Source organism: Clostridium sp. AUH-JLR23, from assembly GCF_964238065.1.
Classification (GTDB): Bacteria; Bacillota_I; Bacilli_A; order Erysipelotrichales; family Coprobacillaceae; genus Allocoprobacillus; species Allocoprobacillus merdigallinarum.
In genome coordinates, this window is the sequence record NZ_CAXSKY010000007.1 from 82,930 (window position 1) to 108,475 (window position 25,546).

General features: G+C 32.7%; 23 protein-coding genes and 1 other annotated feature. Of the genes, 2 read left to right on the forward strand and 21 right to left on the reverse strand.

Annotated elements, in window-relative coordinates:
* Positions 1–100 precede the first annotated feature (100 nt).
* Entirely contained in the window at positions 101–1,891 is a 1,791-nt protein-coding gene (locus tag ACESR5_RS05135) for a flavin reductase (protein ID WP_087243321.1), read from the forward strand.
* A 26-nt stretch (positions 1,892–1,917) separates the two neighbouring features.
* Here the strand turns inward: ACESR5_RS05135 and ACESR5_RS05140 are convergent, their stop codons facing one another.
* From ACESR5_RS05140 to ACESR5_RS05170, 7 genes are all read right to left on the reverse strand, one after another.
* Positions 1,918–2,604: an ABC transporter ATP-binding protein gene (locus ACESR5_RS05140; RefSeq protein WP_168081650.1), complete on the reverse strand. Its 687-nt coding sequence runs from the start codon at positions 2,602–2,604 to the stop codon at positions 1,918–1,920.
* Positions 2,601–3,098, reverse strand: coding sequence for a hypothetical protein (locus tag ACESR5_RS05145; protein ID WP_373154545.1), 498 nt, complete (start codon positions 3,096–3,098; stop codon positions 2,601–2,603). Before ACESR5_RS05145 ends, ACESR5_RS05140 begins: the two co-directional genes overlap by 4 nt.
* A 110-nt stretch (positions 3,099–3,208) precedes the next feature.
* Complete coding sequence (locus tag ACESR5_RS05150) at positions 3,209–4,030, reverse strand: MetQ/NlpA family ABC transporter substrate-binding protein (protein ID WP_087243327.1); 822 nt, start codon at positions 4,028–4,030, stop codon at positions 3,209–3,211.
* Positions 4,031–4,042: 12 nt separating this feature from the next.
* Positions 4,043–4,708, reverse strand: a complete 666-nt coding sequence (locus tag ACESR5_RS05155; RefSeq protein ID WP_087297993.1) for a methionine ABC transporter permease — start codon at positions 4,706–4,708, stop codon at positions 4,043–4,045.
* 1 nt (position 4,709) lies between these two features.
* Positions 4,710–5,729, reverse strand: a complete 1,020-nt coding sequence (locus ACESR5_RS05160) for a methionine ABC transporter ATP-binding protein (RefSeq protein WP_087297994.1) — start codon at positions 5,727–5,729, stop codon at positions 4,710–4,712.
* A 33-nt stretch (positions 5,730–5,762) separates the two neighbouring features.
* Positions 5,763–5,996: a binding site (T-box leader), on the reverse strand.
* A 40-nt stretch (positions 5,997–6,036) separates the two neighbouring features.
* A complete protein-coding gene (locus ACESR5_RS05165; RefSeq protein ID WP_087243330.1) occupies positions 6,037–7,203 on the reverse strand; it encodes a cation diffusion facilitator family transporter in 1,167 nt (388 codons plus the stop codon).
* Positions 7,204–7,212: 9 nt separating this feature from the next.
* Positions 7,213–7,563: a hypothetical protein gene (locus ACESR5_RS05170; protein WP_087243331.1), complete on the reverse strand. Its 351-nt coding sequence runs from the start codon at positions 7,561–7,563 to the stop codon at positions 7,213–7,215.
* A 164-nt stretch (positions 7,564–7,727) separates the two neighbouring features.
* Between ACESR5_RS05170 and cysK the strand changes: the two genes are divergently transcribed.
* Positions 7,728–8,654, forward strand: coding sequence for a cysteine synthase A (gene cysK / locus ACESR5_RS05175; protein WP_373154547.1), 927 nt, complete (start codon positions 7,728–7,730; stop codon positions 8,652–8,654).
* A 71-nt stretch (positions 8,655–8,725) separates the two neighbouring features.
* On the opposite strand, the gene thrS is transcribed toward cysK, so the two are convergent.
* The 14 genes from thrS to ACESR5_RS05245 form a co-directional block, all read right to left on the reverse strand.
* Positions 8,726–10,459 (reverse strand): threonine--tRNA ligase, encoded by a 1,734-nt coding sequence (thrS, locus tag ACESR5_RS05180; protein WP_129737498.1) that lies wholly within the window; start codon positions 10,457–10,459, stop codon positions 8,726–8,728.
* Positions 10,459–10,974 (reverse strand): GNAT family N-acetyltransferase, encoded by a 516-nt coding sequence (locus tag ACESR5_RS05185; RefSeq protein ID WP_087305578.1) that lies wholly within the window; start codon positions 10,972–10,974, stop codon positions 10,459–10,461. The genes thrS and ACESR5_RS05185 overlap by 1 nt, the downstream gene beginning before the upstream one ends.
* A gap of 230 nt (positions 10,975–11,204) precedes the next feature.
* Positions 11,205–11,483, reverse strand: a complete 279-nt coding sequence (locus ACESR5_RS05190) for a hypothetical protein (RefSeq protein WP_087243336.1) — start codon at positions 11,481–11,483, stop codon at positions 11,205–11,207.
* A gap of 404 nt (positions 11,484–11,887) precedes the next feature.
* Positions 11,888–13,300: a pyruvate kinase gene (gene pyk / locus ACESR5_RS05195; protein WP_373154558.1), complete on the reverse strand. Its 1,413-nt coding sequence runs from the start codon at positions 13,298–13,300 to the stop codon at positions 11,888–11,890.
* Between the two features lie 44 nt (positions 13,301–13,344).
* A complete protein-coding gene (gene pfkA / locus ACESR5_RS05200) occupies positions 13,345–14,301 on the reverse strand; it encodes a 6-phosphofructokinase (RefSeq protein ID WP_373154560.1) in 957 nt (318 codons plus the stop codon).
* 96 nt (positions 14,302–14,397) lie between these two features.
* Positions 14,398–15,291 (reverse strand): ATP-binding protein, encoded by an 894-nt coding sequence (locus tag ACESR5_RS05205; protein WP_087297965.1) that lies wholly within the window; start codon positions 15,289–15,291, stop codon positions 14,398–14,400.
* The gene (locus tag ACESR5_RS05210; RefSeq protein ID WP_373154550.1) at positions 15,288–16,535 is read right to left on the reverse strand and encodes a DnaD domain protein; all 1,248 of its coding nucleotides are present in this window, start codon (positions 16,533–16,535) and stop codon (positions 15,288–15,290) included. The genes ACESR5_RS05205 and ACESR5_RS05210 overlap by 4 nt, the downstream gene beginning before the upstream one ends.
* Positions 16,516–17,112: a dephospho-CoA kinase gene (gene coaE / locus ACESR5_RS05215; RefSeq protein ID WP_087297963.1), complete on the reverse strand. Its 597-nt coding sequence runs from the start codon at positions 17,110–17,112 to the stop codon at positions 16,516–16,518. The genes ACESR5_RS05210 and coaE overlap by 20 nt, the downstream gene beginning before the upstream one ends.
* A 12-nt stretch (positions 17,113–17,124) precedes the next feature.
* The gene (gene mutM / locus ACESR5_RS05220) at positions 17,125–17,937 is read right to left on the reverse strand and encodes a DNA-formamidopyrimidine glycosylase (protein ID WP_087297962.1); all 813 of its coding nucleotides are present in this window, start codon (positions 17,935–17,937) and stop codon (positions 17,125–17,127) included.
* Between the two features lie 7 nt (positions 17,938–17,944).
* Positions 17,945–20,554, reverse strand: a complete 2,610-nt coding sequence (polA, locus tag ACESR5_RS05225; protein ID WP_087243344.1) for a DNA polymerase I — start codon at positions 20,552–20,554, stop codon at positions 17,945–17,947.
* A 2-nt stretch (positions 20,555–20,556) separates the two neighbouring features.
* Positions 20,557–23,616, reverse strand: a complete 3,060-nt coding sequence (gene dnaE, locus ACESR5_RS05230; RefSeq protein ID WP_373154552.1) for a DNA polymerase III subunit alpha — start codon at positions 23,614–23,616, stop codon at positions 20,557–20,559.
* Between the two features lie 39 nt (positions 23,617–23,655).
* Positions 23,656–23,964 carry a hypothetical protein gene (locus tag ACESR5_RS05235; RefSeq protein ID WP_289527588.1) on the reverse strand — a complete coding sequence of 103 codons (309 nt, stop codon included), beginning with the start codon at positions 23,962–23,964 and terminating at the stop codon, positions 23,656–23,658.
* A 70-nt stretch (positions 23,965–24,034) separates the two neighbouring features.
* The gene (locus ACESR5_RS05240) at positions 24,035–24,274 is read right to left on the reverse strand and encodes a TIGR03905 family TSCPD domain-containing protein (protein WP_087243347.1); all 240 of its coding nucleotides are present in this window, start codon (positions 24,272–24,274) and stop codon (positions 24,035–24,037) included.
* Between the two features lie 10 nt (positions 24,275–24,284).
* Positions 24,285–25,409, reverse strand: coding sequence for an FAD:protein FMN transferase (locus tag ACESR5_RS05245; RefSeq protein ID WP_373154554.1), 1,125 nt, complete (start codon positions 25,407–25,409; stop codon positions 24,285–24,287).
* Between the last annotated feature and the right edge of the window lie 137 nt (positions 25,410–25,546).

Below are 25,546 nucleotides of genomic sequence, written 5' to 3' on the forward strand. Positions count from 1 at the left end.
TTTTATCATGAAAATAAACATTTTTTGTTTTACGCATCGACATTGATTTTTCACTAGGATATGACTATAATGAATAGAGACATTGAAAGGAGTTCAAAGTATGGAAATAACAAAAGATATCAGATATGTAGGTGTTAATGACCATCATATTGATTTATTTGAAGGACAATACGTTGTCCCAAATGGTATGGCTTATAATTCTTATGTGATTTTAGATGAAAAGATTGCGATAATGGATACTGTAGATATTCATTTTACACATGAATGGCTAGATAATATTGATGAAGTTTTACAAGGGCGTCAGCCTGATTATTTAATTATTCAACATATGGAACCTGACCATTCTGCTAATATCTTAAACTTTATGAAAGTTTACCCTAACACAACATTAGTGGGGAATGCTAAAACATTTATGATGATAGAACAGTTCTTCGCTTTAGATGAAAACTATCAAAGATTAGTTGTGAAAAACGGTGAAGAATTATGTTTAGGTCAACATACATTATCATTTGTATTTGCGCCAATGGTACATTGGCCTGAAGTGATGATGACTTATGATCAAAAGGATAAGATTTTATTTTCAGCAGATGGATTTGGAAAATTTGGAGCTAATGATGTCAAAGAAGACTGGGATGATGAAGCACGTCGTTACTACATTGGTATTGTTGGAAAATATGGTGCACAAGTCCAGGCAGTGCTTAAAAAAGCTGCAACTTTAGATATTCAAATGATCTGTCCATTACATGGACCTGTTTTAAAAGACAATCTATCACACTATTTAAATCTTTATCAGACTTGGTCATCTTATAGTGTGGAAACAGATGGTGTTATGATTGCTTATAATTCTATTTATGGACATACTCAAAAAGCAGTTGATTTATTGGCATCAAAATTAACAGAAAAAGGATGTCCAAAAGTTGTTGTGCATGATTTAGCACGTGATGATATGGCTTTATGTGTAAGTGATGCTTTTCGATATGGTAAGCTTGTTTTAGCTTCAGTGACTTATAATGCAGATGTTTTCCCATTCATGAAAGAATTCATTCATCATTTAACGGAAAGAAATTTTCAAAATCGTACAATCGCATTAATAGAAAATGGATCATGGGCTCCAATGGCTTGTAAAGTCATGAAAGGCATGTTAGAAAACTGTAAAAACATAACTTGGGCTGAAAATCATGTCACTGTTAAATCAGCATTAAATAGTGAAAGTCAAGAAGCCATTGACCAATTAGCGGATGAATTATGTCGTGACTATATCGCCAAATCTAATGATAAAGCAAATAAACATGATATGAGTGCTTTATTTAAAATTGGTTATGGACTTTATGTTGTGACAAGTCATGATGGTAAACAAGATAACGGATTAATTGTTAATACTGTCACACAAGTCAGTGATAATCCAAATCGTGTTGCGGTGAATATTAATAAACAAAATTATTCACATCATGTCATTAAACAAACGGGAAAAATGAATGTCAACTGTTTATCTGTTGATGCTCCATTTAGTATTTTTGAAAGATTTGGTTTCCAAAGTGGTCGTACAGTTAATAAATTCGATGGTTTTGAACCATTATATGCTGATAACGGTTTAGCTTTCTTACCTCGTTATATTAATGCTTTTATGTCACTTGAAGTTGAAGAATATGTAGACTTACAGACACATGGTATGTTTATATGTAAAGTAACAGAAGCGCGCGTCATTTCTGATTTAGATACAATGACTTATACATATTATCAAAATCATGTCAAACCAAAACCTCAAACAGAAGGCAAAAAAGGATTTGTATGTAAAATCTGTGGTTACATTTATGAAGGAGATGTTCTTCCAGAAGACTACATCTGTCCATTATGTAAACATGGTGCTATTGATTTTGAACCAATTCAATAAAAATTCAAAACGAATGATTTATACAATCATTCGTTTTTTTGTGCCGTATCCTGTATGATTTGTCCATCTTCAATACGTAAAATACGATCAGCTACATTAGCAATCATTTCATCATGTGTCACCATAATGACAGTTTCATGATATTTTCTTTGTGCTATTTTTAATAATTGAATCACTTCCTGTGAACTCTTCGCATCTAAATTTCCAGTTGGCTCATCAGCAAAGATAATTGCTGGTTTAGAGGCCAGTGCTCTAGCAATTGCGACACGTTGCTGTTGTCCACCTGAAAGTTCATGAATAAAGGCATATTTCTTTTCCTTAAGTTTCAATAAATCAATAATCTCATCCACATATTCTTCATCCACCTGTCTATTATCTAAATGAATTGGTAAAACAATATTTTCAATCACATTATGAGTTGTAATCAGATTAAAGAATTGAAACACAAATCCCATTTTTCTCCTTCTTAAACGTGTTAAACGATCATCATTCATATCATAGAGTGATTCTCCCTGTAAATAAACTTTTCCAGCATTTGGCTTTACCAAGCCAGCCAATACATGCAATAAAGTACTCTTCCCACTACCACTGGTTCCAACAACAGCCACAAAAGAACCTTCTTCAATTTCTATTGAAATATTCTTAATCGCATCTACCTTGTTTTCAGCATATCCATAAGTTTTTCTTAAATTCTTCCCATCTAAAATGATCATGATAATCCACCTCCATTATCAATATTCATTAAATCATTCCATAAAACATATAATGGCATCATATAAATAACCACACATATACCTAAACATATGAAACTCATCACAAGGAATTCCACTATAGGAATATAGACAATCTGAAGATAAGATTCTACCAATAAAATCAAAGTTATATTCATAATATTAATAATGACAAAAGAATAAAAACCTTTTTCTACTTCTTTGATTAACATTTCTCTTTTTGTCAATCCCACAATTCTCATCATCATATAATCTCTTTGATGATTGATGAGATAATTTTTATTTAAGTAATAACATAGAATAAAAAACATAATGAGACCAACAATCATCATTTCATTATCTACAAGAAGTGGTATTTCTTCAATTGACCCATTATATCGTGTAAATTCTTTCAATCCCATATCATAGATAGATATTCCTCCAATATCATTATCTTCAATTATTTGGACGACCACTATTATTTTTATAACTTTCATCAATATAACATCATCATCCTATACCACAATTCAAATATGAAATCCTATTAAAAAGGCATAAACCTAAGAGTATATCTTAAGTTTATGCCAATGGATGAGAAATACTCATCTTAATCTACCATAACAACAGCACCTTTATATTCATCTTCTACAAATTGTTTTATTTCATCAGATTTTAAGACTTCAATCAATGCTTTAATCTTTTCATCATTTTCATGACCTTCTTGTACTGCAACAATATTCACATATGGATTATCAGCATCTACTGTTTCAATAATTAACGCATCTTCTGTTGGATTTAATCCAGCCTGCAGGGCATAGTTTCCATTAATCGCAACTAAATCCCCTTGATTATTTTGATAAGCAGTTGCAAGTAATTCTGGTTTAATTTCTTCAAATGATAAATTCTTTGGATTAGATACAATATCCTCTGTTGTTGCTTCAAGACGTTCGACATCATCACTTAATTCAATCACTCCAGCATCTTCTAGAATTCCAAGAATTCTTCCATGGTCAGCTACAGAGTTAGAAATAATCACTTCCCCATTTTCAGGAATATCTTTGATATCTTTTATTGTCTGAGAATAAAATCCAAATGGCTCTAAATGAATACCAGCTTCCTCTACAATTTTATATCCATGTTCACTAAGTTCACCTTCAAAGAATGGACGATGTTGGAAATAGTTAGCATCTACTTCTCCTGCATCTAAAGCTTTGTTGAAAATATAATAATCATCCAACACTTTAATTTCTAAATCAATGTCATATTTTTCTTTCAATATAGGTTTAGCTTCCTCTAAGATTTTAGAATGAGGATCTAATGTTGCAGAAACAGTTAATGTTTTTTCATCACTCGCTGTGTTTCCACCTCCACAACCTGTTAATCCAATAGCTAAAAATAATGCACAAATTCCAATAAATAATTTTTTCATATGTTTTCCTCCCTATCTCTTATCAATTCTTTTCACAATCAAATCACCAATAATCTGTATAATAAAGACAATCACTAAAACAAAGAATGTTGCTGTATACATAACTGGCATATTTTGTCTAGCATATCCATACATATAGGCTAAGTTTCCAAGTCCTCCAGATCCAATACATCCTGCCATAGCTGTATAACCTACTAAAGAAATAGCCATAACAGTCATACTTGAAATTAATGCTGGTTTAGCTTCAGGTATAAGAACCTTTGTAATAATCTGCCAGGAACTTGCTCCCATAGCCTTGCTGGCTTCAATTGTTCCTTTATCAATCTCACTTAAAGCTATCATACACATTCTTGCATAGAAAGGTGCACTTGATAGAATCAGTGCTGGTAAAGCGCCTTTGACTCCTAACATTGTTCCCATAATTTTAATTGTAAACTGTAGAAGCAGGAATATTAAAATAATAAATGGGATAGCTCTAAAAAGATTAATAATAAAATCTAAAATACGATGAATAACTTTATGAGGATAAAGTCCGTCTTCTTTTGTGATATAAAGGATGATTCCTAAAACAAACCCTAATATAACAGCAATCACTAAAGAAACCACTGTCATCAATAATGTTTCCTGGATGGCAACATACATAGCATCCCAGTCAATTTGACTTAAAAATTCACTCATCTTAAATCACCTCCACAATAACCTGATAGTCTTTAAATTTTTGAATGACATCTTCATAATCCTGTTGTGTTCCACCTATGACATTGACAATCAATACTCCAAAAGAACTATCAATTGTATTTGTGAGATTTCCTGAAACAATACTTAAATCTAATTTTGTTTCTTTAATGACACGAGAAACAATAGGTTGTCTGGAAATATCTTCATCAAATGTTAATCTTAATAAAATACCATCTGGATAAATCTGTTTAAGATTTTCATTTTGCTTATCATCATCAATCTTACTTGATATATCTCTGACAAAACGTTTGGTAATGTGATGATGAGGATGTTCAAAGATATCTTTGACACGACCTGTTTCTACAACTTTCCCTTCACTCATAACAGCGATACGATGACAGATTTTTTGTACGACTTCCATCTGATGTGTAATCATGACAATCGTAATCCCGAGTTTTTGATTAATATCTTTTAATAAATCTAAAATCTGTTCCGTTGTATCTGGATCCAATGCACTGGTTGCTTCATCACATAACAGAATACTTGGATCATTGGCTAATGCTCTTGCGATACCTACACGTTGTTTCTGTCCACCAGATAATTCACTTGGATAAGCATTTTCACGTCCCTGCAATCCAACCAGTTCAATTAATTCTTTTGCTTTTTGAACACGTTTGCTTTTTTCAACACCAGCAATCTCTAATGGCAATTCAATATTTTTTTGTACTGTTCTTGACCACAATAAATTAAAATGTTGAAAAATCATTCCCATCTCTGTTCTTTTCTTTCTTAAATCTTTAGCATTGTATAATGAAATATCTTCACCATCAATAAAGACTTCTCCACTTGTCTGTTTTTCAAGCTGATTAATAATACGAACAAGTGTTGACTTCCCAGCACCACTATATCCAATAACCCCAAAGATTTCACCATTCTGGATTGTCAAATTAACATCCTGACAGGCATGAATATCTCCTTTAGGTGTATGGAAAACTTTTTGAATATGTTTTAATTCAATCATGAAATCCCTCCTATAAATAAAAAAACCCGTCCCGCTAAGGACGAGTATATAACCCGTGTTACCACCTTAATTCATCGTTACATCACTATAACAATCTCTTCGAGTACCAACATACTCTAGTACGATAACGGGTACACCCGCCATTAGCTAAATCATTCACTAATGAAACTCCAAGACCATCTTCATTTATGCCTCAATATTCTTTTCCACCAACCAAGAACTCTCTATCAAATCATCATAAACTACTCTTCTCTTCACTGTTGTTAATAATATATTATCTTGTCTATAAACATTTGTCAAACACTTTTTATAAAAATGCATGATCTATCTGTATCACACAAAAATAGTGTGAATTGATTTGTTGAATCGCTTCTGTGATTTTTTGCTTCAACTCCTGATGTGAAATTTCATCATCAGCAGGCAATAAAACATCAAAAATGAGATTAATATGTGTTGGTCCTTTGACCAGTCGAAAATCATGAATACTATAGTTTGGATTCAATGCCTGAACAATATTTTGAACTTCCTGTTTTAACTGATTTGTAAGTTCATCCATTGTATCAATAGGATCCATATGGATTGTTGTTAAAATATTAAACTTTTCTAATAAATCTCTTTCAATAACATCAATCTGATCATGAACAGTCATGATATCTTCATGGCAATCCACTTCAGCATGAAAAGTCATATATTGACGTCCAGGCCCATAATCATGCAACATAAAATCATGAATACCTAAAACCTGATCAAATGATAGAACATACTCATAGATGTCATTAACCAGTTCTTTATCAGGCGCTTTTCCTAATAATGGATCAACAGTATCCTTAAAAATATCAATTCCTGACTTAAACACAACAATGGAAACAATAACCCCAATTATTCCATCCACAGGAAATGAGGTTACTAAACTTAAACATAAAGAAACCAAGGTTGCAAGAGTTGCACAGACATCATTTAAACTATCTTGTGAAGCTGCTTTTAAAGATGTGGAATCAATGATTTTTCCAGCTTTTCTATTAAAAGAAGCCATCCATAATTTGATAAAAATAGATACAACCAAAACAATGAGGGCACCCCATGTAAAAAGAAGGGCTTCAGGTTTGATAATTTTCATCACTGATTCTTTAAAAGAGGAAAACGCTACTAATAAAATTAAAAAAGAAATGATTAATCCTGCAATATATTCATAACGACCATGTCCATAAGGATGGTCACTATCAGGATGTTTTCCTGCTAATTTAAAACCAAAAAGTGTTGCTAAATTGCTCCCCATATCTGATAGATTGTTAAATCCATCAGCCTGAATAGCTACTGAATGTGTCATAAATCCAAATAATAATTTAAAGATGACCATGACACAGTTACATATAATAGAAAGAACACTACATAGTGTTCCATACTTTTCTCTTATTTCAGGTGCTTGTGTATCTTGATAATTTGGAATTGTTTTTTTAACAATCAAATCAAACATAATAACCTCCTAAAAGATATTAGAAATTTTTTTCAAATAAATATTTCTACCTTTTCTTTGAGCAAGTCCACAATCTTCTAATTCTTGAATATAACCATCAATTTTTTGCTGATCAACATTTTTATGAGCTAAGTCTTTTAAAACTTCAATCATTTGAGGATGATCATCTTTAATATAAGCAAATCCATCATAATCATATAATGGTGTTTTCAACATAACATTCAAACATGCAACATAAGCCCATTTGACTTCCAAACGGACAAGTTTGTATTGCATTGTATCAAACAATGCATTTGGCATATAATATTTATCTTCATGATTTTTTAAATCCTTTATATCATTTTTATCATAACAGATCATTTTTATTCCTCCCTCTATGTTTTTTCATTATAACATAGAATATGAAGATTTGGTAAATAATATTATGATTTTCTTATCAATGACACACAAAAGATTTATCATATTCTTTGCTTTTTTAGCCTATACTTTCTATAATGAGGACAATAAAAAGGAGGTTTTCAGATATGAAAATTTATCACAGTATTCAAGAGATGGTAGGACAGACACCTATTCTACAATTACATCATATAGAAAAGCAGGAACAAACTCAGGCCCATTTATTCGCCAAGCTGGAATATTATAATCCTGCTGGCAGTGTCAAAGATCGTGTTGCAAGAGGTATGTTATTAGATGCTTTAGAATCTGGAAAACTACAACCTGGTGCAACAATTATAGAACCAACAAGCGGTAATACAGGTATTGGATTATGTGCCATTGGTACGGCTTTAGGTTTTGAAGTCATTATCGTAATGCCTGATACAATGAGTGAAGAAAGAAGAAAACTCATGAAAGCATTCGGTGCCAAGCTTGTTTTAACACCAGGTCAAGAAGGAATGACTGGAGCCATTAATAAAGCCAAAGCTTTAGCAAAAGATATTCCTCAAAGCTTCATTCCTAGTCAGTTTACCAATCCAAGTAATCCAAAAGCCCATTATCTATCAACAGGTCCAGAAATTAATGAACAGATGGATGGAAAAGTAGATATCTTTGTTGCTGGAGTTGGAACTGGTGGGACAATCAGTGGAGTTGGACAATATTTAAAAGAAAAGAATCCACAGGTACAAATCATTGCGGTAGAACCAAAAGATTCTCCACTCCTTTCAAATGGACAAACGGGCCCTCATCAGCTTCAAGGTATTGGCGCAAACTTTGTTCCTGAAACTTTAGATACACATATTTATGATCATATAATAACTGTTTCTACTGAAGAAGCTTTTGAAGCTGCTAGACAGCTTGCTCAAAAAGAAGGAATTCTTACTGGTATTTCTTCAGGTGCTGCTTTATATGCTGCTAAAACTTTAGCTAAACAGCCTGAATACAAAGATAAGAATATTGTTGTTTTATTACCTGATGGTGGCGATCGTTATTTATCAACAGCATTATATGAATAAAAAAGGGAAGTTATTTCAAAACTATGAAATAACTTTTTCTTTTCAATCAAAAAGCGAGTCATTCAACTCGCTTATCTTGATTTTTCTTCAATTTGTTTTAAGACCATATCTACAAATTCATCTAATGATACAGTGATTTGTTTTTGTTCACCATATTGACGATAAGTCACAGTTCTTTCATCTCTTTCTTTATCACCTAAGACTAGCTGATATGGAATCTTCTTCATCTGTGCTTCACGAATACGATAACCTAATTTTTCTTCACGATCATCTAATTCCACACGAATTCCTTTGTCTTCTAGAAGTTTATAGACTTCTTTTGAATATTCTAAATGATATTCATTTTTAACTGGAATCACTTTGACTTGTGTTGGTGCTAACCATAATGGGAATGCCCCTGCAAAGTGTTCAATCAAAATACCAATAAATCTTTCAATAGAACCAAAGATCACACGATGTAACATAACTGGTCTCACTTTTTCACCATTATGATCCACATATGTTAAATCAAATCTTTCTGGTAAGTTCATATCTAATTGGATTGTTCCACATTGCCAAACTCTTCCTAAAGAATCTCTAACATGGAAGTCAAGTTTTGGACCATAGAAAGCCCCATCTCCAGGATTGACTTTAAAGTCTTTTCCAGCTGCTTGACATGCTGCTGCTAAGGCTGCTTCACTCTTTTCCCAAATTTCTAAATCTCCAATATATTTTTCTTCTGGACGAGTTGATAATTCAATATCATATGGTAAGCCTAAATTAGAATAAACACGATCAATAAATGAAATCAAACGTACAACTTCACTTTCAATCTGATCAGGTGTCATAAAGATATGTGCATCATCCTGTGTAAAAGTACGTACTCTAAATAAACCATTTAAAGCACCACTGGCTTCATGTCTATGCACTTGTCCAAGTTCTCCCATACGAAGAGGTAAATCTTTATAAGAATGTAAACCATTTTTATAAACAAGCATACTTCCTGGACAGTTCATTGGTTTAATCGCAAATTCACGCTCATCAATTTCACTTGTATACATATTTTCTTTATAGTTATCCCAATGTCCTGAAGTTTCCCATAACTCTCTTGACATCATGATTGGTGTTTTAATGAACTGATATCCTTCTTTGGCATGTTCTTCATACCAGTATTGTTCTAATGTATTTCTTAATAACATCCCATGTGGTAAGAAAAATGGCATACCTGGTGCATATTCACTCATCATAAATAAATCAAGTTCTCTTCCTAATTTTTTATGATCTCTTTTTTTAGCTTCTTCTAAAAAGTCTAAATGTTCCTGTAACTCTTGGGCTGTTGGGAAACAAACACCATAAATTCTTTGTAGAACTTTATTGTTTTTATCCCCTTTCCAGTAAGCTCCAGAATGTTTTAATAATTTAAAATTCTTACATAATTTGACAGTTTCTACATGTGGCCCTCTACATAAATCGACGAAGTCTCCTTGACGATAACATGTAATATGTCCATCTTCTAAACCTTGAATTAAATCTAACTTATAAGGATCATCTTTAAACATGTCTAAAGCTTCTTCCTTAGAAATGTCTTCTCTGATAATTCTTTTTCCATCTTTACAGATTTTCTTCATTTCTTTTTCAATTTTAGGTAAATCATCATCAGTAATCACCTGATCACCTAAATCAATATCATAGTAGAATCCTTCACTCACAACTGGTCCAACCCAGAATTTAGCTTGAGGATATAAATGCTTAACTGCCTGTGCCATCACATGTGCACATGAATGATTTAAAGTATTTAAAGCTTCTTCATTAATAAAATCTCTCATTATTTCTTTCCTCCTATCCAAAATCTTAAAATATCATCATATTGATTTTCAAAAACACCACCACATTTTTCAATGGTCTTTCTTGAAGCCACATTATCTTGATGACAAGTGATTAATACGGGTTCAATTTCCCATTGTTGACAAAATTGAAGTGCCTGTTTCAACATATCTGTCGCATATCCCTGCCTACGATAATCGGGATGAATGGAATAGCCAATATGTCCACCATGTTTGAATAAAGCCTCATTTAAGCAATGACGGATATGAATACAACCAATCACCTGATTATTGACAACATATAAAAACTCTGTCCCTGGAACAAAACCATCTTCTAATTCAATACCTAAATGATTCTTCTTTTCTCTTGAAATCCATTCCTGATAACTTGAACAGCTTTCAAAAGAACCTGCTCCATTGACACCAAAAGGATTATGATCATCTTTCATAGCTTGAATCAATGCCTTCATTGATTCTTCATGATGATAATCAGGAAATTCTAAATGTCCTTTTTCCATATCTGCCCCCTTAATAAAAAAGAGATTTCATCCAAAGGACGAAATCTCGTGGTACCACCTTTATTCATTATCTATCAGATAACCTCAAAACTTTAACGCAGTTCTACGACAATCTCTTTCGAGTGTAGCCTATTAGGGAGTATTTCTATAAGCTATCAAAGATTTTCACCAACCATCTTTTCTCTAAACAATCACTTATAAAAACATATCCTAAATCATTGCTTGTAAAGTTATTTTACATCATTATTCTCATTTGTCAAGATATCTGTATCTTTTGTTTTTTTCATTTCATAATATTCAATAATTTCTGCAAATCCATAGATGATTAATGAAAGCAAAAAGGAGATAAAACAAGACCACAACATCATCAGCATAGATTCTACTCCCATTAGCTCACCAGTATTTAAATAAGATGTATTCATCGCTATTGTATATCCTTGTTGTAAGATACTCCCAACCAAGAAAATATAAGCACAGACTTTTAAAATTTTAGATACTTTATAAGTCACGTTTTGTACCCCCCCCCCTGTCATTTTTTGAGTTTATAAAATATTCTTATTTTCATATAATTTCACTATATAGCTACAGCCATAAATCAATAATGACACAATGAATGCAAAGACAATATCTTTTGAAAAACTGAATAAATTTTCAATTGACAATATATATTGTAATCGAAAAATGAGTGATTTCATTGTATAGAAAATCATAAATAAATAGGAACAAATCTTCAGTTTATCTCCTGCTTGATGAAACATATTTCAGCATACCTTTCTCTTTATCTCTTTTCTATATTTAAAATATCATATTTTTGTGTATAAAATATGAAAAAATCTCTAAAATGTAAATTTTACATAAAAAAGCATCACTTTGAAAGTGATACTTTTCTCATGAATAGAAATTGATTGAAAATTTATTTAACAGTGATTAATTGTAAGTAGCTTGTTGTTCCACGAACACCAGGAGTTCCTCCAGTAACAAGGATTGTTTCCCCAGCATTAACACCGTTTTCTTTTGCAATAACTTCAGCTAAGTTTAATAAACCTTCTGTTGTATCCATGTGTTTACATGTGACAGATTTAACACCCCAGTTAATTGCTAATTTCTTAGTTGTTTTTTCATATGGAGTTGCCGCAATGATTGGACATTCTGGTCTATATCTAGACATTTTCTTTGCTGTAAATCCAGATTCTGTAAATGCAACGATGGCAGCAACATTGAATTTTGTTGCAATTTCAGCTACTGACATACAGATAGCTTCAGAAGGATCATCAGATGCAGTTCTGACAGCTTTTCTATGTAATGAAGCATAATCTAATGTAGATTCTGTTTTAATTGCAATTTTGTTCATAACCATAACAGCTTCTTCTGGATATTTACCTTGTGCAGATTCACCAGATAACATAATAGCATCAGTACCATCATAAATAGCGTTTGCAACGTCGCTGACTTCAGCACGAGTTGGTCTTGGATTTTCTTGCATAGATTCAAGCATTTGTGTTGCAGTAATAACAATTTTACCAGCTGCTTTACATTTTCTGATTAATTCTTTTTGAATTAATGGTACATCTTCAGCAGGAACTTCAACACCTAAATCCCCACGTGCAACCATGATACCATCAGCAACTTTGATAATATCATCCATTTTTTCAACACCTTCGCTATTTTCAATTTTAGCGATGATTTGAATATCAGGTTTTCCATTTTCAACTAATATTTTTTTAACATCTAAAACGTCTTGAGGACGACGTACAAATGATGCAGCGATGTAATCTACATCTTGTTGACATCCGAATTCTAAGTCAGCTCTATCTTTTTCAGAAATGAAATCAAATCCAAGTTCGATACCAGGAACATTGATTCCACGTTTATTTTTGACTTTACCATCATTTGCACAAACACAAACGATATCAGTTCCTTCAACATGGTCAACTAATAATTCAACTTGACCATCATTCACTAAGATAAATCCACCAGGTTTAACATCTTTGTATAAATCTTTATAAGTGATTGTGAAACGATCTGCAGTCCCTACGATATCTTCCACACAGATTGTAGATACTTGTCCTTTTTTAAATTCAGTAAATCCACCTTCAAAATCACCAGTTCTAATTTCAGGCCCTTTTGTATCTAATAAAATAGCACAGTTTGTCCCAAGTTCAGCATTGACATCACGCATTGTTTGCATTTTTTTACCATGTTCTTCATAATCACCATGAGAGAAGTTACAACGCATAACATTCATACCAGCTAAAACTAATTTTTTTAACATTTTTGGATCTTCAGATGCAGGTCCAATTGTACAAATAATCTTTGTTTTCTTCATCTTATCTTTCATTCTCAATTAATCTCCTATAGCTTAGTTTATATTTAACGAAGTTTTAATACATCTTCGTAAATACCTTGATTGATTTTACGTTTATGTCCTAAGACTTCTTGAATTGGTAGTCCAACAATTTCACCTTTAACATCACTAATGCAAAGACCACCTTTACCTTCTTCTAATAATTCAACAGCTTTGATTCCCATACGAGTAGCTAAAACACGATCTCTAGCAGATGGACGTCCACCTCTTTGCATATGTCCTAAAACATTAGCACGTGTTTCAAAACCAGTTGCTTCTTCAACACGTTTTGCAAGTTCATGAACATCAGTAATATGTTCAGTAATAACAACCAAAGCATGTTTTTTATCAGAAGCTTTTGAACGTTTTAAAGTTTCAATGACTTCTTCTTCATCAAAACCACTTTCGCTTGTCACAATCATTTCTGCTCCACAGGCAAGTCCTGCATGAACAGCCAAGTCACCACATCTTCTTCCCATAACTTCAAGAATTGTACATCTTTGATGTGAGCTTGATGTATCTCTTAATTTATCTAAAGCATCTACAATTGTATTTAAAGCTGTATCAAATCCAATTGTAAAATCAGTATCAGGAATATCATTATCTATTGTTCCAGGAATACCAATACAGTTGATTCCCATTTCGGTTAATTTTAAAGCTCCATTATAGCTTCCATCTCCCCCAATAACAACCAAAGCTTCCATTCCAACTTTTTTCATTTGTTCAATGGCTTCTTCTCTGACTTTAGGGTCTTTAAATTCAGGAAAACGTGCAGATTTTAAGAATGTTCCCCCAATGTTAATAATATTACGTGTACTATGCCTATCGAATTCAATAAATTCACCATCATGAAGTCCTTTATATCCTAATCGCACCCCATAAATTTTAATTCCCTTGTTTAAACAAGTTCTTGTTACAGCACGGATAGCTGCGTTCATTCCTGGCGCATCTCCACCAGAAGTTAATACTCCAATGCATTTCACCATAACTACTCTCCTCTCGCTTTTTTCGTTATTATTTTATCATAAAATGACATTGTATTCTATACTTTCGAGTACATTCTATATCGTCATTTTGGTTCAGTCAAGCATTATTTCAATGCTTAACGCTTTCAATTTTGAAATAATTGTATTTGCACGAATTTCATCACCTTTTTTTAAAGTATAGACTTTTTTTAATTCATTATAACCATACATGCTTGTAAAAAAAGTGGGTAAATGATTCAATAAACGATAAGATAAAATGGTTAATAGAATTTCATCACGTGACCACGCTGTGATATTTTCTTCACCTAATTCATCCAACAGTAAATAATCAACCTTCAACAACTTATCCATAGCGTATTCATTATCACCAGAAGAAAAACTGGCTTTGAGATCAATCAGATAAGTTGGAAAATGAATAAATCCAATCTGTTTATCTTTCTTAGCTAAACTATTCATCAAACCAGCCAACAATGTTGTCTTTCCACTTCCCATTGGACCATGTAAGAAAAGTCCTTGTGAAGTGGGTGTCTGTGAATACTTAAGAATATGTCCTAAAGCATTTTGATGATTAGCTGAAAGTTTCGCCGCATTTTCAACAATCTTGAGTGAAGACAAATCTGTCAGCATTAAATCTTCACTAACATTGCTCATCACAAAGTGATCGAGAAGTTTTCTCTTCTTTTCAATTTCTTTACCAAAAGGACAGCTTTGCAGTTCTAAAACAATTTCACCATCATAATATTTTAATATTTTTTGCATACCAATGGTATCTTTAGGACACTGATTTAAAGATTGACATGACTGACAAACATGAAAATCATCATTATAATCTAAAAATTCTACCCAGTAATCATCCATAACAGATGGATCTAAATGATTCTGTTTTAAAAAAGCTTGAATATTTTGTTCCTTTAATAATGCATACTGGCTTTCTTTTTTTAACTTTTCAATATCATCTTTGACGATCATATCAGATATTTTGATCATAATTGTCCCTCCTTCAATTGATTAAGTAAGTCCATCAGCTCTTGTGATGACACTTGACTTTGTGATGAAGATGATGAAACCTCTTCTTCTTTTGATTGTTCTGGTGTGGATTGATTCATCAATTCACGATAGGCATCCATAGCCGTCTGAATATTCTTACGGGCCCATGAAGCACCAATCGCTTCACAATAACGTTTTGATAAACGATTATTATTCTTACCTAAGACATATTCAATCAAAACATTCACCACAGCAGGTTTTAAACCTAATTGAACCATTAATGTTTCCACAATCATTAAATCATGATAGACAGGTTCTTTGCCTCCCTGTTTATCTTTTAAAAGATCATAGGGTGTTAAGGAATCTAAATATTTCATATGTAAAACAAGTGGTGATGAAGTCTGATCTGATGTTTGAAACTGGATAGGCTGCTTATGATAAACTTCCTGCAGTTGAGATGTTTGAGATACATCAAAATATTTTTGAATTGCCTGCTTCATACGACCGCGATTGATTCCCTGTGATTCCATAGCATCTTTGATGATGCCTGCCAGTGTTAAAGCATCAACATGATAAACATAAGCCAGTTCTGTCGCATAATTCAAATCATCCTGGCTCAGTAAAGAACGATTCACCTGATAATCTGCTAAACTCTGATACAATAAATCATAATCATAATCTATTTTGACATCCTGTGTTGTTTGATGGATCAAATCTTCATTGTATTTTAAAAGACGTGTTTTTGGGGGAGAATGCTGGATAGTAAAAACATCTTGAAATCTTGCTGTAATATCTTCATAACCATCTAGATTTTCTAAAGAAATCTTAAAATATTGCACTGTTTTTTGAAAATCCTCTTCAGATAAAGACAACTGTAATAATGAAGATAAAATCTGATTTTTAAAGAATGCTTTTAAAGATAGAGGGGCATAAAGGCGATAAATATATTGGGTTATATCATTTTCATGTTTGACATAGGTTTTCACCAATCCTATTGCTTCTAAACTACGTAAAGCTTTTTCCATATCCATAACACTCATTGACATATAAGATGTTAAACGTGAAAGTGGACAAGGTGCAATAAAACGGCGCATACGTTTTCCTTCCATGACAAGCATCATATACAAATGCATTGCATTCATGCCAATCAAAGGCTGATACAGATAATATAATGTATCTATTTGTACGTCATCAAGCGGATAACGCATTTCTACACGATATAAATCAGTCACATACAGTTTCATCTTTTAAATCCTTTAATACCCTTTCTATATTTTGATATAACTCTTCAAAACCATAACGATTATCAATGATATAATCTCCCATGTCTTTTTTTCTTTCGATAGATATTTGTTGACTCATTAAATGTTGAGCCTGTGTTTCATCAATATGATTGCGTGCCATCAGACGTTTCATTTGAGTCATTTCATCAACATAAACAACAATGACACTATCACACATTTCATCCATATGCGTTTCATATAATAATGGTACATCTAAAAAGATCAGCGGTTCTTGAGAAGTCTCAATTCCCTCCTGTAATGTTGTTTTCACATAAGGGTGAATAATACTTTCTAATAAAGCTTTCTTTTTGGCATCATGAAAAACAATCTGTCCCAGCTTTTGGCGACTGATATTTCCATTTTCATCTAAACAGTCAAAGTGAGCAATGATCTGATGATAACATCCACTGTTCTTTTCTAAAGCCTGATGTGAAATCTCATCAGCATCCAAAACACAATAACCATGTGTTCTTAAATATTGTGTCACACTGCTTTTTCCCACTGCAATTGACCCCGTAATTCCAATGACTCGACTCATTTTTCACACCCCTTAATAACGTTTCTTTTGACATTGTGGACAAAAATAAGTGCCACGCTGATGAACCATGACTTTTTTAATATCATGATGACAGACTGGACAAACCTTTTGTCCATGAACTTTAAGCTGAACCTGAAACAGACCATGTATACCATTAGCATCAAAGGAATGAATCGTTGTGCCACCCTGTTCAATGGCACTTTGCAATACCATAATCGCAACCTTTCTTAATTCATCTACTCTTTTTCGAGATAAACGAGAAGCTTTGGTACGTGGATCAATATGCATATAAAAACATATCTCATTGGCATAAATATTTCCTATCCCGCACATCATGCTTTGATCAAGCAATGCTGTTTTAATAGGCAAAGAACAATGATGCAAACGTTCATATAAAGCCTCTGTTGTGATTTCAAAAGGTTCTGGACCTAATTTCTTTAAAGGCAACTGTTCACGATAATCATCCAGACTTACCAGTTCCATACGTCCAAACTTTCTTGTATCTATATATCTTAAATCCTGATGCCTATCCATATGAAAAACAACATGTGTATGTTTACTGACAGGCTCATCACTTTCAACAATATGGAATTTTCCTTCCATACGCAAATGAGAAACAAATGCATGATTTTGACATTTAAAAATCAGATATTTTCCAACACGATCAATATCGCAAAAGATTTCATGTTGAAGACTTTTGACAAATAATTGTGTATCTCCCTGAATGATACGATCATAATAAACATCAATGCCTAAAATAGGGCGTTCTAAAATAAAATTCTTTAAAGTACGCCTGACGGTTTCTACTTCTGGTAATTCTGGCATATAATCCTTATTTTAAATCATACCAGTTGGTTGCATAAGTTCCATCTACTTTTAATGGAACTTCCATTTGGAAGGCATTTTCCATAGCTGATTTGATAATCGTCATCATTTCATCCAATTCTTCTTTATAAACATCAAAAATCAATTCATCGTGTACCTGTAAAATCATTTGTGATTTCATTTTCTTTTCTTTCATTAAACGATCTACCTGAATCATCGCAAGTTTTAAAATATCAGCACCGCTTCCCTGAATTGGAGAATTCATCGCAAAACGTTTTGCCTGTTCACGCACCATAAAATTCTTATCATTAATAGTTGGAATGTAACGTTTACGGTTCAATACTGTAGATACATAACCATTTTTTTTGCAGTCTTCTACAACACGATGCATATATTGTTGAATTTCAGGATATTCTTCAAAATAGCGACGAATGAATTCTTTAGCTTCAGATAATGTCACACCAATCTGTTTAGATAAACGGAATTCTCCCATACCATAAATGATTCCAAAGTTAACGGCTTTGGCCTGACGACGCATTTGTGGTGTGACATCCTCATCTTTGACTTTGAAAACCAGTGCCGCTGTATGTGTATGGATATCTTTATTTTGATGGAAAGCGTCAATCAATGATTTCACTTGAGCCAAATGTGCTAAAATACGCAATTCAATCTGTGAATAATCAAAAGATATTAAATAATCATGACTCGCTACAAAAGCCTGTCGAATCAGTTTTCCTTCTTCTTGGCGAACAGGAATATTTTGCAAGTTAGGATCAATAGATGATAAACGTCCTGTCTGTGTTAAAGCCTGATTAAAAATGGTATGAATTTTACCATCAGGAAAGACTTGTTCCTGTAATCCTTTGACATATGTAGATGATAACTTTGTCAACATACGATATTGTTGAATCAAAGGCACAATTGGATGTAAGTCTTCAATCTTTTCTAAGATATCCTGTGATGTAGAATACCCACTCTTTGTTTTTTTACCATTAGGCAAACCTAATTTATGAAATAAAATATCACCTAACTGTTTAGGAGAAGCAATATTGAATTTTTCACCAGCCAGCATATAAATATCTTCTTCAATTTCTTTAATCTGCTGATCAAAATTCTGTTCCAGTTTCTTCAAGACATCAACATCTATCTTAGCTCCAACATATTCCATTTGAGCCAAAATATAAGTCACTGGTAATTCTAGATTCTGATACAAATCATACTGTTCTTCCTGTTTTAGTTTTTCAATGGCCTGATCTTTTAAATCATAGATAGCCTTCGCTTTAGAGATGGTATGTTTGGCTAATAAATCTAATTCAGGAATATGTTTCTTTGTGTTCTTTCCAAAAACCTCTTCTTCATATTGTAAAGATGTATAACCATAATAATCTCCAATATATTTCATTTCATCTTTTAAACTTGGATTTAAAATATAAGAGGCTAATTGTAAATCAAAGTCCATACCTTTGATTTCAATGCCATTCCATTTGGCTGATAAAATTTGAGCTTTGATATTATAACTGTATTTATGATAATGCTCATCTTTTAAATAGTCTAAAAACTGCTGATCTTTGAGAGCATCTTCAAAAGTAATAAAATAAGCCTGATGTGCATTATATAAAGCATATCCTAAAACAATGGATTTATGATAGTTTTGATCATAAATAGCCCCTAAAACACTACTGTCTTCTTGAATCGGTGGCATTTTTTGAACAACTTCATATTGAAAATCCGTTTTTGATGTTGGACGTGATTCAACAGAAATCTTTTTCAATAATGAATTCATATCATAATGTGTATAAAAAGCCTTAAGCTTTTCAAAATCATATCCATCATAACGGGCCTGATTTAAATCCAATGTCATAGGAACATCTCTTAAAATCGTAGCTATTTTCTTAGACTGAAGTCCAATATCAATATTTTCACGAATCTTTTCACCCATTTTTCCTTTGATTTCATGCATATGTTCCTTTAAGTTTTCAATCGTTCCATACTCATGAAGCAATTTTAAAGCTGTTTTTTCACCTACACCTTTAATTCCAGGAATATTATCAGCACTATCTCCCATAAGTCCTAGAAAATCACGAATCTGATCAGGAACCAACCCATATTTTTCCTGAATCGTTTCAGGTGTATAAACATCAAGCTGAGTGACACCTTTCACAGTACGATAAACCGTTGTCTGCTTAGAAACAAGCTGAAAAGCATCTTTATCTCCTGTAAAAATAGACACGCTTAAACCTTGTTCTTCCCCTAGCCTTGATAATGTGCCAATTAAATCATCACCTTCATATCCCTCTAATTCATAATAAGGAATAGAATAAGCATCTAGAAATTCTCTAACCATCGCAAACTGACATTTTAATTCATCAGGCGTCTCTTTTCTTGTGGCTTTGTATTGTTCCAGTAAATCATTTCTAAATGTCTTTTTACCATAATCAAATGCCACAACAATATAAGCACTTTCACGTTCTAATATCTTTTGTAACATATTCGCAAAGCCAAAGACTGCATTGGTTGGTATCCCATCTTTATTCACCATTAAATTCCCCATTGATGCTGTTGCATAATAAGCTTTAAATAACAATGAATTTCCATCAATCAAAATTAATTCTTCCATATCTATTCAACAACCCTTGCCTTATCCACAATCAAAGATAATTTATCTTTCATATTTACTTTTCCCTGAATAAGACAAATATTTCCTTTCTTTAACATCATTCCTATGTTTTTATAACTTGAAGCAAAGACAACACCATCCATACTACCTGTTTCATCCATTGCTTCAATAAAACACATTTCCTGACCTTTACGATCAGTAATATTTTTCACACGTTGTAACTGCACAACAACATTGACTGTCTTTTGGATATATTCATCCAAATCAGCCACATTAACATAAGCTGTCTGAATCTTTTGTTTCATCAGTTCAATAGGATGCATCGATAAATACACACCTAATACAGCTTTTTCTCTTGCGAGTTTTTCTTCCTGCTGATCTTGATAAATCGTTAAAACCGGTTTTTCATCAATCCCCAGATTTTCTTTTAAATGTCCATAATCCCTAATTGCATCCAGATTCTTTAAAATGGTTTGACGTGACATTCCAAACTCATCCAAAGCCCCTGCATCAACCAATGATTCTAACATTTTTTTAGATAAATGTGAATTTTCCATACGCATCATAAAATCATAAATATCTAAAAATAATCCTTTTTCACGTTCTTCAACGATAGCTTTATAACCCGCATATCCAACATTTTTAATGGCTAATAAAGAATAGCGAATATGCCCATCTTCCACCATAAAACGAGCCTGAGAATAATTGACTGACGGTGGTAAAATCTGGACATGATAAGCTTTACACTCCTGAATACAATGCACCTTTGTATTTTCACTTGATAATTCATTAGATAAGATCGATGCAAAAAAGTATAGTGGATAATTGGCTTTTAAATATGCCAACTGATAAGCCACGTATCCATAAGCCACACTATGTGACTTATTAAATCCATAATCGGCAAACTTTTCAATCAGGCCAAAAACTTCAATAGCTTTTTCCTGAGTGAAACCATGATCTAAACAACCTTGAATAAATTCTTCTTTCATGGACTGCATCAGCTGTGTTTCTTTTTTAGATGTTGCCTTTCTCAGTATATCAGCTTTCATAAGTGAAAAACCTGCCATTTTTTGGGCAACCTGCATCATTTGTTCCTGATAAACCATGATGCCATAAGTCGATTTTAAAATAGGTTCTAACTCCTTTAAAGGATATGTAATCTTTTCTTGATGACTGCGACGTTTTAAATAAGTCGGAATATTTTCCATAGGTCCTGGTCTAAACAAGGCAATGGCTGCCACAATATCATCAAAACAGTAAGGTTTCATCTGTCTTAACAAATGACGCATCCCATAAGATTCTAACTGAAAGACACCAAAAGTATCTGCTTTGGAAATCAGGCGATATGTCTTTTCATCATCTAATGGCAATTGATTCAACGCAATAGAAACCCCTTCATTGTGTTCAATATCTTTACAAATATAATCCAGCATTGTGAGATTTTTAAGAGCTAGAAAATCCATTTTCAGAAAACCAGCTGTTTCAATATAATCTTTAGAATATTGACTCATTAATGTTGAAGTTGGTCCTACAACTAATGGCACAACTTCATGTAAAGCACGTCTAGATAAAATAACTCCCGCCGCATGTGTTGATACATTACGTGGTAAATGCTCAATAATACTCGTTGCTCCAACGATTTTTTTAAGACGTGGATCTTGATTGATCAGAGATTGAAACTGAGCAGAAGTCTGATACATCTGCGTAATCGTTTTTTTGTTTTTAGGAGAAGTCGGTATCATCTTGGCAATTAATTCTAATCGTGCAAGTGGAATTCCCATGACTTTTCCCATTTCTTTGATTGCTACACGAGGTCCATAAGTATTAAAAGTGACAATCTGTGCGGCATGATCCTGACCGTATTTATCAATAACATAACGAATCACTTCATCACGACGATCATCCTGAAAATCAATATCAATATCAGGCATAGAAACACGACCAGGATTTAAAAAACGCTCAAACAACAAATCATAACGTAATGGATCAATATTGGTAATTCCTAAAACATAGGCAACCAGACTTCCAGCCGCACTCCCTCTTCCTGGTCCGACTTGAATTTTATGCACTTTTGCCCAGCGAACATAATCCCAGACAATTAAAAAATAATCATCAAATCCCATTTCATGAATCACATTCAATTCATATTGTAGACGTTTTTTATAAGTGACGGGAATGTCCTGATGACCAAAGCGTTTCTTTAATCCAACCTTACATAAACTTCTTAAATAATCAACAGCTTTTCCCTGATGTGGGACAGGATATGTTGGTAAATATTTTTCATGTAAAGGCACTGTCGCTTTACATGTCACTAACACTTTTCTTGTTTCTTCAATAATCTCTGATGAAAATAACTGTTCCATTTCAGCTTCACTTTTTAAATATTTTTCTTGCGTCAATGGCTCATATTGCACATCTAAGACCGTCCCACTTAAAGAAGCCTGCATCAAATCAACAGCCAAAGCATCCTGTTTTTTTAAATAGCGCACTTCATTAGAACAAATCACTTTGACTTTGACATAACGAGCCAAAGATATGATTCTTTGATTGCGTTGTTCCTGAAATTTTAAACGATGATTTTGTAACATGATATAATAATGATCATGAAAAAGTTCTTGAAATAAACGCATATATTTAATGGCTTCATCTTCCATTTCCTTTGCGACATGACGTTCAATAATGCCATCTTCCAAACCAGAAATGATATAAAGATGTTCATGATATAAAGCCAGTTTATTTAAGGCAATGGCACGATCTTGACTTAAGTTAATCTCACAGCAGATTTGAACCAGATCAAAATAACCATGGTCATCAATAGCCAAAAGAATAAACGGATAAATATTCCCATCAATCAAGACACTAGCTTCCATGCCCAAAATAGGTTTAATATTATTTTTTAAGCATGTTTCACTAAATTCTATTGTCGCAAACATATTATTTTTATCTGTTAAGGCTAAGGCATCTAAATGTTTCTCTTTTGCAGCCATAACCAAATCTTCAATTAAAATTGTACTTTGCTGAAAACTATAACCACTATAAATCTGCAAATGACCAAACATCATAACCGCCTCCTTTATGCTACATTATAACAAAAAAAATCATTATAAGATACAATGAAACGAGAAAAGAATTAACATAATCGCAATATACAGACAAAACACAACATAAATCAAATCTAAAAAATAAAAACTTTCAATACTTAAAACCCATAAACGATAAAAATATAAACCAATTAAATAAAAATGATATTGAAGTTGTATAACTTTAAACCATCTTTGATTAATTATAATAATGATACTCAACAAAACAGCTAAAAAATGAAATGGAATAATCCATTGAAAACATACCAGTTGTAATATTAAAAGAATTCCACATAACAGTTGCATTTTTTTCATTCTACGTATCATCATAGACATCACCTAATCTATCATATGTAGACAACAACTAAAAAAGACAAAAAAAGTAGAACATTGTTTTGTTCTACTGAGCTTGTTTTAATGCTTTTGCAAGCTGATCTGGACAAGATGTTGATTTCGCACCACAGCGAATACCTTCTAATCTGGCAATCGCTTCTTCTTTACTCATCCCTTCAACAAGTCTGGCTACTCCCTGTGTATTTCCTGAACAGCCACCAATAAATTTCACATGTGTTACTTTACCATCTTCAATATCAAAATCAATACGTGATGAACATGTTCCTTTGGTTTTATAACTTTGCATACTTTTCCTCCTATTTCAATCTTGATTTTTCTATCACATAAATATTTTCATTATCTTTTAAACCATCTGACATTCTGATTTGACCATCTTCTAATAGCCAGATTGCTTCTACGCCATCCAATGAATTAATCAATTTCAATCCATCTTCATAACTCATCAAGAAGACAGCTGAACTCAAGAAATCAGCCAAGCCACTATCTTCAGTAATGATACTGACACTTCTAAAATAAACAGCTGGATATAAAGTATCCGGATCAATCAAATGATGATATCTGATTCCATTATCATCCTGATAGAATCTTTGATAGTCTCCACTTGTGACAATTGATTCTCCCTGAACAACTAAAACAGCTTCATTTTCACTGTCAGGGTCATCTGCACTTGCTGAATAATTGCCATCTTGAGGCGATTCAATACCGACACAGAATTTATCGGCACATTCATCAAGATAAAAATCTCCTTCTTTTTGAATTTTTCTTTGACCATGGCTGGCCACATTGCCACCACCACTCAATAAGAAATTATCAACACCTTTTTCAATCAGACCATCTTTAATCAATTCAATCGCATAACCCTTAGCAGTCGCACCTACATCAATTGAAACTTCTGGATCATCAATATAGACAGTCTTTTGCTTTTCATCAATTTGAATACTATCAATACTTGTATGTAAATTAGCTTTTTCTAATTCTTCGCTATCTGGCACTTCACCAATACCACCATTAGCTTCAGCCTTATCACGGTAATCATGCCAAATATTAATGACACTTCCAAAAGCGATATTCACTTTAGAAGAAATCGTTTTATTTCTTTCAATACTTAGTGTCAATAAATCAATTAACGGCTGATCAACCGCAATAGCCTTTTGACCTGCATTATCATTAATTGTTTTGAGATTATTCATATTATCATATGTATTATACTTATCAAACAGATGATCATAATAATTCAACTGTTCTTCAATATAATCACATTGTTCATTAAATTCTTCTTCATTATTGGCATAAGACATATAAGTCGTAATGGTATCAAATGGTCCCGTAAAATGATGACTCATTAATTCATATTTTTTTTCACATCCAACGACTAAACTCATCATTGATAAAGCCAATAAGCTTAATATTCCTTTTTTCAATTTCATCACCAGTGTTCATTATAGCAATAAACATAAAAAAAAACCATGAATTTTTCATGGTCAATGGAGTCAACTTAGTATATTAGACTAGGTGACTCTTTTTTTATTTCTGTAATTCTTGTGGTATGACTATATGT

Coding starts and splice junctions, on each gene's coding strand:
- ACESR5_RS05135 (WP_087243321.1), top strand. CDS start 101: ATGGAAATAACAAAAGATATCAGATATGTAGGTGTTAATGACCATCAT.
- ACESR5_RS05140 (WP_168081650.1), bottom strand. CDS start 2,604: ATGATCATTTTAGATGGGAAGAATTTAAGAAAAACTTATGGATATGCT.
- ACESR5_RS05145 (WP_373154545.1), bottom strand. CDS start 3,098: ATGAAAGTTATAAAAATAATAGTGGTCGTCCAAATAATTGAAGATAAT.
- ACESR5_RS05150 (WP_087243327.1), bottom strand. CDS start 4,030: ATGAAAAAATTATTTATTGGAATTTGTGCATTATTTTTAGCTATTGGA.
- ACESR5_RS05155 (WP_087297993.1), bottom strand. CDS start 4,708: ATGAGTGAATTTTTAAGTCAAATTGACTGGGATGCTATGTATGTTGCC.
- ACESR5_RS05160 (WP_087297994.1), bottom strand. CDS start 5,729: ATGATTGAATTAAAACATATTCAAAAAGTTTTCCATACACCTAAAGGA.
- ACESR5_RS05165 (WP_087243330.1), bottom strand. CDS start 7,203: ATGTTTGATTTGATTGTTAAAAAAACAATTCCAAATTATCAAGATACA.
- ACESR5_RS05170 (WP_087243331.1), bottom strand. CDS start 7,563: ATGATCTGTTATGATAAAAATGATATAAAGGATTTAAAAAATCATGAA.
- cysK (WP_373154547.1), top strand. CDS start 7,728: ATGAAAATTTATCACAGTATTCAAGAGATGGTAGGACAGACACCTATT.
- thrS (WP_129737498.1), bottom strand. CDS start 10,459: ATGAGAGATTTTATTAATGAAGAAGCTTTAAATACTTTAAATCATTCA.
- ACESR5_RS05185 (WP_087305578.1), bottom strand. CDS start 10,974: ATGGAAAAAGGACATTTAGAATTTCCTGATTATCATCATGAAGAATCA.
- pyk (WP_373154558.1), bottom strand. CDS start 13,300: ATGAAGAAAACAAAGATTATTTGTACAATTGGACCTGCATCTGAAGAT.
- ACESR5_RS05205 (WP_087297965.1), bottom strand. CDS start 15,291: ATGATCAAAATATCTGATATGATCGTCAAAGATGATATTGAAAAGTTA.
- ACESR5_RS05210 (WP_373154550.1), bottom strand. CDS start 16,535: ATGAAACTGTATGTGACTGATTTATATCGTGTAGAAATGCGTTATCCG.
- coaE (WP_087297963.1), bottom strand. CDS start 17,112: ATGAGTCGAGTCATTGGAATTACGGGGTCAATTGCAGTGGGAAAAAGC.
- mutM (WP_087297962.1), bottom strand. CDS start 17,937: ATGCCAGAATTACCAGAAGTAGAAACCGTCAGGCGTACTTTAAAGAAT.
- polA (WP_087243344.1), bottom strand. CDS start 20,554: ATGGAAGAATTAATTTTGATTGATGGAAATTCATTGTTATTTAAAGCT.
- dnaE (WP_373154552.1), bottom strand. CDS start 23,616: ATGATGTTTGGTCATTTGCAGATTTATAGTGGTTATAGTTTTCAGCAA.
- ACESR5_RS05235 (WP_289527588.1), bottom strand. CDS start 23,964: ATGATGATACGTAGAATGAAAAAAATGCAACTGTTATGTGGAATTCTT.
- ACESR5_RS05240 (WP_087243347.1), bottom strand. CDS start 24,274: ATGCAAAGTTATAAAACCAAAGGAACATGTTCATCACGTATTGATTTT.